Here is a 10,086-nt window from a genome sequence, read left to right as displayed (position 1 = left end):
GGGGAGTACACCCGTCCAGTCCACGGCCACACCCTGGACGAACAGTTCGGCCATCGACGCCAGCAGCCGCCGCAGACCACCGTCGTCCCGCCGCAGCGAGCCCGTCACCACCACATCAGCCTGCGCCGCATCGACGATCTCGGCGATCGGCTGAAGAAGGACGGGATGCGCACTGACCTCGACGAAGACGCCGTGCCCCTGCGCCAGCAGGTCGGCAACCGCAGGACCGAAGCGCACCTGACCACGCAGGTTCCGGTACCAGTAGCCGCCGTCCAGAACACCGGCATCCTGAACCCAGTCGCCGGTCACAGTCGAGTAGAACGGCACGGTCGGTGCCTGTGCACGCACCTCCGCCAGCACCTCGGCCAGCGTGTCCCGGATGTCCTCCACATGCCGGGTGTGCGACGCGTAATCCACCGCCACCCGCCGCACCCGGACATCCTGGTCGGACAGCGCCTCCAGCACCTCGTCGAGGGCCAGGGCGTCACCGGCGATCACCACCGACGACGGGCCGTTGACCGCAGCCACCTCCACCCGGTCCGCCCACGGTGTCAGCCGGGCGGTCGCCTCTTCATCGCTCAGCGCAACCGACGCCATGCCGCCGCGCCCCGCCAACTGCGTCGCGATGGCCTGACTGCGCAGGGCCACGACCCGAACGGCGTCCTCCAGCGACAACGCACCCGCCACACACGCAGCCGCAATCTCACCCTGCGAATGACCCAGCACCGCATCCGGCACCACACCCACCGACGCCCACACCGCAGCCAAGCCCACCATCACCGCGAAGCTGGCGGGCTGCACCACATCCACCCGCTCCAGCAGCTCGGGCTCAGCATCACCGCGCAGCACCTTCGCCAGCGACCAATCCACCCACCGATCCAACGCAGCAGCACACTCCGCGATCCGCTCAGCAAACACCGGCGAGGAATCCAGCAACTCCCGGCCCATCCCCACCCACTGCGAACCCTGCCCCGGAAACACCCACACCACCTTGCCCGGCACACCCGAACCGGACGCGCTACCAGCCACCACACCAGGCGCGCTCTCACCTCGCGCCAGCGCACCCAGCCCAGCCAGCGCCTCCGCACCCGAACCCGCAACCACCACCGCACGCTCACCCAACAGCGCACGGCCCGACACCAACGCCTCCGCCACACCCGCCAACGACACCCCATCGGCACCCTCGACGAATGCCGCCAGCCGACCGGCCTGACCCGCCAGCGAACCGGCACTCCGCGCCGACACCACCAACGGCACCACCCCACCCGGCACCGGCGGCTGCCGCACCTCTTCCAGATCGACGGCGGGCGCTTCCTCCAGGATCAGATGAGCGTTCGTCCCACTGATACCGAACGACGACACCCCGGCCCGACGCGGACGACCGTTGCGCGGCCACTCCCGGGCCTGCGTCAGCAGCTCGATGGCGCCCACGGACCAGTCCACCTGCGTCGTGGGCTCCTGCACATGCAGGGTCGGCGGCATAACCCCATGCCGCAGCGCCTGCACCATCTTGATCACGCCCGCCACACCCGCAGCCGCCTGCGTATGACCGATGTTGGACTTCAACGACCCCAGCCACAGCGGGCGCTCCGGGTCCCGGTCCCGCCCGTAGGTGGCCAGCAGCGCCTGCGCCTCGATCGGATCGCCCAGAGCCGTCCCGGTCCCGTGCCCCTCCACCACATCCACTTCGGACGAGGAGAGTCGCGCATTCGCCAGCGCCTTGCGGATCACCCGCTGCTGCGAGGGACCGTTCGGCGCGGTCAAGCCATTGGACGCGCCGTCCTGGTTCACCGCGCTGCCCCGCAGCACCGCCAGCACCCGGTGCCCACGCTCCCGCGCCACCGACAACCGCTCCAGCACCACCAGGCCCACACCCTCGGCCCAGCCCGTGCCATCCGCGCCGTCCGCGTACGCCTTGCACCGCCCGTCGGTGGCCAGGCCCCGCTGGCGGGAGAACTCCACAAAACTGACGGGTGTCGCCATCACCGTGACGCCGCCGGCCAGGGCCGTAGAGCACTCGCCCTGCCTGAGCGCCTGCGCCGCCAGATGGATCGCCACCAACGACGACGAACACGCTGTGTCCACCGACACCGCCGGACCCTCGAAACCGAAGACGTACGACACCCGGCCCGAGGCCACGCTCGACGCGGTACCCGTGCTCGCGAAGCCCTCCAACTCCGGCGCGATGACACCGGCCCCATAGCCTTGACTGGACACCCCGGAGAACACCCCGACGTCGGTGCCCTTCAGCGAGACCGGGTCGACACCGGCGCCCTCCAACGCCTCCCACGACGCCTCCAGCAGCAACCGCTGCTGCGGATCCATCGCCAACGCCTCACGCGGCGAAATCCCGAAGAACCCCGCATCGAAGAGCCCGGCTTCGCGTACGAATCCGCCCTGACTGGTGTACGAAGTGCCCGCGCTGTCGGGGTCCGGGTCGAACAGGCCCTCCAGATCCCAGCCCCGGTCGCCGGGGAAGGACGACATGCCCTCACGGCCCTCGTAGACCAACCGCCACAGGTCCTCGGGATCCGCCACGCCGCCGGGCAGCCGGCACGCCATCCCGACGATCGCGATCGGTTCGTCGGGATCCGCGGCAACCGCCGGAGCCACCGAGGGAGTGCCGGCCACCGTGTCACCGAGCTCGTCGCGCAGATAGCGGGCCAGCGCCAGCGGGGCCGGGTAGTCGAAGATCAGCGTGGGAGGAAGCTTCAGGCCGGTCGCCTCACGCAGTCGGTTGCGCAGTTCCACGGACGTGAGTGAGTCGAAGCCGGCCTCGTTGAACGCCGTGTCCGCCCGGACACCCGCCGGTCCGGCATGCCCGAGCACGGCCGCGGCCTGGGCGCGCACCAGGTCGAGAAGCAGCGTCTCCTGCTCGGCCTCGGCGAGCCCGGCCAGCCGACGCACCAGTCCGCCGTCGGTGGAGGAGGCCGCCCGCGCGGCCTGCCGACCCACCCGCACCAGGCCGCGGAGCAGATGCGGCACACCGGTGCCGGCTGCGGCCTGGGTTCGCAGCGTCCGCAGGTCCAGCTTGATCGGCAACAGCAACGCCTGCCCGGACCCGATGGCGGTGTCGAACAGCTCCACACCCTCCGCCTCCAGGATTGCCAGCACGCCGCCACGGCTCGCACGTGCCTGGTCAACACCGCCCAGGTGAGCGGTCATACCATTGGTCTGCTCCCACAGGCCCCAGGCGAGCGACAGCCCGGGCAGGCCCGCCGCCCGACGGTTGGCCATCAACCCGTCCAAGAAGGCATTCGCCGCCGCGTAATTGCCCTGACCGGCTGACCCGAACACTCCCGAGGCGGACGAGAACACCACGAAAGCGTCGAGGTCCAGGCCACGGGTCAGCTCGTCCAGGTGCCGGGCCGCGTCCACCTTGGGCGCGAACACCCCGGCCAGCCGCTCCGGGGTCAACGCCCCGATCACCCCGTCGTCCAGCACACCGGCCGTATGCACCACGCCTGTCAAGCGGTGCTCGTCCGGCACCGAGGCCAGGAGCGCCCGCACCTGGTCGCGGTCGGACAGGTCGCAGGCCGCGACCGAGACCACGGCTCCTTGCTCGGCGAGCTCGGCGACCAGTTCACCCACACCCTCGGCATCCGGACCCCGTCGGCTGGCCAGCAACAGATGCCGCACCCCGTGCCGGGCCACCAAATGCCGCGCCACCAGGCCACCCAACGACCCGGCACCCGAGACCAGAACGGTCCCTTCCGGGCCGAACACCGCCCTTGCGGTGGGCACTTGAGGAACGGCACGGGTGAGCCGAGGGACCGACAGCGCCGTGCCACGGACGGCAACCTGCGGCTCCCCACCGGCCAGTACCGGACCCAACACCGGCTCCACACCACCGTCGGCAGCGGGATCGATGTCCAACAGCACGAACCGATCGGGATGTTCAGCCTGCGCCGCACGAACCAGACCCCACACCGCCGCGCCCGCCGGGTCACTCACCCCACCCTCACCCCCGGCCGGCACCGCACCCCGGGTCAGCACCACCAGCCGCGACTCCTCCAGCTCCACACCGGCCGCCAGCCACGCCTGCACCACCCCCAACACCCGGGACGACAACGCCAACACCGCGTCCGCCTCGTCACCGCCGACGGCTTCCAGGACCACCACCGCCGGGACCTCCGCGCTCCCGGCCAGCCCCGTCACCTCGTCAGCCGTGGCCACCGCCACCCACGACGGCGACGCCTCCGCCCCCTGAGCCGACGACAGCTCGGTCCACTCCACCCCGAACAACGAGTCACGGCTGTCATCCGCCGCCGTCTCCAACTGGTCGGTGGACACCGGCCGGGACACCAGCGAGTCCATCGTCACCACCAGACCGCCGGCCTCGTCCGCCGCCGCAAGTGACACGGCGCCAGGCCCGCCCGGCGCCAGGCGTACCCGCAGCACCGAGGCACCCACGGCATGCAGCACGAGCCCGTTCCACGCGAACGGCAGCACCGGCTCGCCGGGGGATCCCTCCTCTGCCGTGTCCGGCGCGGCGGCGAGCATCCCCGCGTGCAGGGACGCGTCCAGCAGCGCGGGGTGGATACCGAACCTGTCGGCCTCCTTGCGCTGTTCCTCGGGCAGCGCGACCTCGGCGAAGACCTCCTCACCGCGCCGCCATACCGCCCGCAGGCCCTGGAACGCCGGACCATAGCCGTAACCGCGCTCGAGCAGACCGTCGTAGAAGCCCCTGACGTCCACGTCCAACGGCTGTGCGCCGGGTGGCGGCCAGGCGCCGAAGTCGAACGCGGTGCCCACGCCATCCGGCTGGGCGGCGGCCGACGACAGCATGCCGGTGGCGTGCTGCGTCCATACCTCCGCGCCACCCTCGTCGGCAATGTCTTCGCTCAGCGAGTAGATCTCTACGGTGCGCGAGCCGTCCTCCCCGGGTCCGCCGACCGCCACCTGGAGCCGTACCCCGCCACGCTCGGGCACCACGAGCGGCGCCTCGATCACGAGCTCTTCCAACACCCCACAACCGGCCTCGTCACCCGCCCGCACCGCCAACTCCACCAGCCCGGTACCCGGGACGAGCACCACGCCACCGACCGCGTGATCGGCCAGCCAGGGATGCGAGCGCAGCGACAGCCGTGACGTGAAGACCAACCCGTCGGACTGCGGCAACCGCACCACCGCACCCAGCAAAGGATGATCGGCCCCGGCCAGACCCAACGACACCGCGTCCGTCGCCGGCTCGGCCGTCCGAAGCCAGTAGTGCTGGTGGTCGAAGGCGTACGTCGGCAGGTCGACCGGAGCGGATCCCGTCCCACCAGGCAGGACCTCGGCCCAGTCCACCGCGACGCCCCGGACGAACAGCTCGGCCATCGAAGCCAGCAGGGTCTGCTCTTCGGGACGGCCGTCGCGCAGGGCCGCGACACATGTCACCTCGGTCGCCGTAGCGGTGGCTGTCTCCTCGACCAGGCCGGTCAGGGCCGCGCCCGGACCCAGCTCCACGAACAGCTCGCCGCCGTACCGCACTGCGGCCGCGATCCCGTCGGCGAACCGCACCGGCCGCCGGACATGCCTGGCCCAGTACTGCGGGTCGGCGAGTTCCTCGGGCTCGGCCGGCCGGCCGGTCACATTCGAGATCACCGGGATCACGGGCGGCCGCCACACCACCTGGCTCAGCTCGGCGGCGAAGTCGGCCAGCATCGGCTCCATCCGCAGTGAGTGGAACGCGTGCGAGACCGCCAGCCGCTTCGTTTTATGTCCCCGCTCCCGCAACCGGTCGGCCACCGCGAGGACCGCGTCCTGGTCACCGGAGAGCACCACCGAGGACGGGCCGTTGACCGCCGCGACCTCCACGCCGTCGCCCAGCAGCCCGGCGACCTCGTCCTCCCCGGCGGCCACCGCGACCATCGCCCCACCCGGCGGTAGTGCCTGCATCAGCCGGCCGCGGGCCGCGACCACCCGCGCCGCGTCCGGCAACGACAGCGCACCCGCCGCATACGCGGCAGCGACCTCGCCGATCGAATGTCCGATCACCGCGTCCGGCAGCACACCCCAGGACTCCACCAGCCTGAACAGAGCGCTCTCCAGGGCGAACAGCCCCGCCTGCGTGAACACCGTCTGGTCCAGAAGCACGGCGCCCGGGGTCACCCTGCCCAGCACCACATCCCGTACCGGATGATCAACCCACCCGGCCAGACACGCGTCCAGCTGCGCACATGCCTCGTCCAACGCCTCCGCGAACACCGGATACCGCTCATACAGCTCCCGGCCCATTCCGACCCGCTGCGATCCCTGCCCCGGGAACACCCACACGATCTTGCCCGGCGCACCCGAGCCGACTGCCCTTCCGGTCACCACGCCGGGGGCACGCTCGCCCCGCGCCAGCGTCGACAGCCCGGTCAGCGCCTCCTCGGTCGAACCCGCGACCACCACGGCACGCTCACCCAGGACCGCGCGGGCCGACACCAACGCCCTCGCCACGCCCGCCGGCGACGCCCCGCCGGCGCCCGACTCCACGTACGACGCCAGTCGCCCGGCCTGGCCCGCCAGGGAACCGACGCTCCGCGCCGACACCACCAACGGCACGGCACCCGCAGGCGCCGACTGTTCAGGGACAGGCTCCGGCTGTTCGGGGACAGGCTCCGCCTCCTCCGGCGGCGCTTCCTCCAGGATCAGATGCGCGTTCGTCCCACTGATCCCGAACGAGGAGATCCCGGCCCGGCGCGGACGGCCGTTGCGCGGCCACTCCCGGGCCTCGGTCAGTAGCTCGATGGCGCCCGCCGACCAGTCCACCTCGATCGTGGGCTCCTGCACATGCAGCGTGGGGGGCATGACGCCGTGCCGCAGCGCCTGCACCATCTTGATAACACTGGCCACGCCCGCAGCCTGCTGCGTATGGCCGATGTTGGACTTCAACGACCCCAGCCACAGCGGCTGTTCCGGGTCCCGGCCCTGACCGTAGGTGGCCAGCAACGCCTGCGCCTCGATCGGATCACCCAGAGCCGTCCCGGTCCCGTGCCCCTCCACCACATCCACATCCGCCGAGACCAGACCGGCACCGGCCAACGCCCTGCGGATCACCCGCTGCTGCGACGGCCCGTTCGGCGCCGTCAAGCCATTGGACGCGCCATCCTGGTTCACCGCACTGCCCCGTACGACTGCCAGCACCCGGTGCCCACGCTCCCGCGCCACCGACAACCGCTCCAGCGCCACCACTCCGACGCCCTCGGCCAGACCCATTCCATCCGCGCCGTCCGCGTACGCCTTGCACCGGCCATCCGCGGCCATCCCCCGCTGCCGGGAGAACGCCACGAAGGTGCCGGGCGTCGACATCACCATCGCCCCGCCGGCCAACGCCATCGAGCACTCACCCTGCCGCAGCGCCTGCGCGGCCAGATGCATCGCCACCAACGACGACGAACACGCCGTATCCACGGTGACCGCCGGACCCTCGAAACCGAACACGTACGACACCCGGCCCGACGCCACGCTCCCCGCCACGCCCGTGCCGGTGAAACTCTCCAACTCCGGTGCGACCACACCGGCACCGGCCCCGTAGCCCTGACCGCACACCCCGGAGAACACCCCGACATCGGTGCCCTTCAACGACAACGGGTCGACACCGGCATCCTCCAACGCCTCCCAGGAGGTCTCCAGCAGCAGCCGCTGTTGCGGGTCCATCGCCAGCGCCTCACGCGGCGAGATACCGAAGAACCCCGCATCGAAGAGCCCGGCTCCGCGCAGGAAGCCACCCTGATCGGTGTAGGAGGTGCCCGGGTGGTCAGGATCCGGGTCGAACAGGCCCTCCAGCTCCCAGCCCCGGTCGTCGGGGAACCCCGACACCGCGTCCCGGCCCTCACACACCAACTGCCACAGATCCGCCGGCCCCGCCACCCCACCCGGCAAACGGCACGCCATACCCACGATCGCTATCGGCTCACCCGCATGCGATGAGCCCTGCTTCCGCAGGTTGTGCAACTCGGTCGTGACGCGCTTGAGGTACTTGAGGAGTTTTTCGTCCGTGGCCATTCTTCAGTCCTCACGAAGGTTTGATGGAGCCGTGAAGCCTCGAACCGATCTCAGCTGAGACCCAGTTCGTCATCGATAAAGTCGAGAACTTCGTCGACCGACGCGGATTCCAGTTTTTCCGACATCATGGAGAATTCCGTCTGCTCAAATACTCCATTGCACCTGGCCACCAGACCCTGAAGGCGAAGCGCGATACTGGATTTCATGGATCCATCGAGGCGCAGACCACTGATCAGCGACTCGACGTCTTCGATTTTCGCGTTCACCCGGGAAAGCACGTCGTCGCTGATACCGAGTTCGTCGCGCAGGTGGTGGGCGAGGACCAGCGGAGTCGGATGATCGAAGACCAGCGTGGCGGGCAGCTTCAGCCCGGTGGCCTCACGCAGCCGGTTGCGCAGTTCCACGGACGTGAGCGAGTCGAACCCGACGTCCTTGAACGCTGTCTCCGCCCGGACACCCGCAGGCCCGGCATGCCCGAGCACGGCCGCGGCCTGGGCACGCACCACGTCGAGCAGCAGTGCCTCCTGCGCCGCCTCGGCGAGCCCGGCCAGCCGGCGCACCAGCCCGCCGTCGGTCGTGGATGCTGCCCGCGCCTGCTGCCTGCCGACCGGTACGAGGCCGCGCAGCAGGTGCGGAACACCGGCACCGGCCGCCGCGTCGGCTCGTACCCCCCGAAGGTCCAACTTGACCGGCACCAGCAGCGACTGCTCGGACCTCACAGCGGCATCGAACAGCTCCATGCCCTCCGCGGGCTTGAGCGCCACGACGCCGCCACGGCTCGCACGCCTGCTCATACGTGCCTGGTCGTCCGTGCTGAGGTGAGCGGTCATGTTGGTGGTGTGATCCCAGGTGCCCCAGGCCAGTGACAGCCCGGGCAGGCCCGCCGCCCGACGGTTGGCCATCAACCCGTCCAGGAAGGCATTCGCCGCCGCATAGCCGGCACTTCCCGCACCCATGAACACGGACGAGGCGGAGGAGTAAACGATGAACGCATCCAGATCCAGGCCACGGGTCAACTCGTCGAGGTGCCGCACCGCGTCCACCTTCGGCGCGAACACCCTCGCCAACCGCTCCGAGGACAGCGTTCCGATCACCCCGGCATCGAACACACCCGCCGTATGCACCACGCCCGTCAGACGGTGCTCGTCCGGCACCGATGCCAGCAGCGCCCGCACCTGGTCACGGTCGGACACGTCACAGGCCGCAACCGACACCACGGCACCTTGCTCAGCAAGCTCAACGACCAGCTCACCCACACCCTCGACGTCCGCACCCCGACGACTGGCCAGCAACAGACGCCGCACCCCGTGCCGGGCCACCAGATGCCGCGCCACGAGAGCACCCAACGACCCGGCACCCGAGACCAGGACCGTTCCCTCCGGTCCGAACACGGCCGGGACATCCGGGACTTGACCGGTGGTGCGAGCGAGGCGGGGCGTGGAGAGGGTGGCTCCGCGCACCGCGATCTGCGGCTCTCCACTGGCCAGCACCGCACCCAGCACGGAACCCCATGCGGATCCCGCTGTGTCGTCCGAGGCCGGGTCGATGTCCAGCAGGATGATCCGGTCGGGGTGCTCAGCCTGCGCGGCACGAACCAGACCCCACACCGCCGCGCCCGCCGGATCGCTCACCCCACCCTCACCACCGGCCGGTACCGCACCCCGGGTCAGGACCACCAGCCGCGACTCCTCCAGCTCCACACCGGCCGCCAGCCACGCCTGCACCACCGCCAACACCCGGGCGGTCAGGTCCAGAACCGCGTCCGCCTCGTCACCGCCGACGGCTTCCAGGACCACCACCGCCGGGACCTCCGCGCTCCCGGCCAGCCCCGTCACCTCGTCAGCCGTGGCCACCGCCACCCACGACGGCGACGGCCCCACGTCCTGGACCAGAGGCAATTCTGCCCATGCCACCTCGAACAGCGAGTTCACGACCGCTGTGTCCGCCGCCGTCCCCAACTGCTCTACCGACACCGGCCGGGACACCAGCGAGTCCATCGTCACCACCAGACCACCCGCCTCGTCGGCAGCCTCGACCGACAACGCGTCCGGGCCACACGGCGCGACCCGTACCCGCAGTGCCGAAGCACCCACGGCATGCAACACCAGC

2 protein-coding genes are annotated in these 10,086 nt (G+C 70.7%); both read right to left on the bottom strand.

Annotation, left to right across the window (positions count from 1 at the left end; all coding sequences use genetic code 11):
• Nucleotides 1-7,977, bottom strand: a 7,977-nt coding sequence (locus tag ACTWQR_RS54545) for a type I polyketide synthase (RefSeq protein WP_443234810.1), incomplete at its 3' end; no start/stop codon positions are given.
• A 50-nt stretch (nt 7,978-8,027) separates the two neighbouring features.
• A partial coding sequence (locus tag ACTWQR_RS54540) for an SDR family NAD(P)-dependent oxidoreductase (RefSeq protein ID WP_443234809.1) occupies nt 8,028-10,086 on the bottom strand: 2,059 nt, incomplete at its 5' end.

It is taken from the genome of Streptomyces sp. 2A115, from assembly GCF_052245575.1.
Taxonomy (GTDB): Bacteria; Actinomycetota; Actinomycetes; order Streptomycetales; family Streptomycetaceae; genus Streptomyces.
The sequence above is the reverse complement of the archived record's forward strand: the minus strand, read 5'-3'. Positions and strand labels throughout refer to the sequence as shown.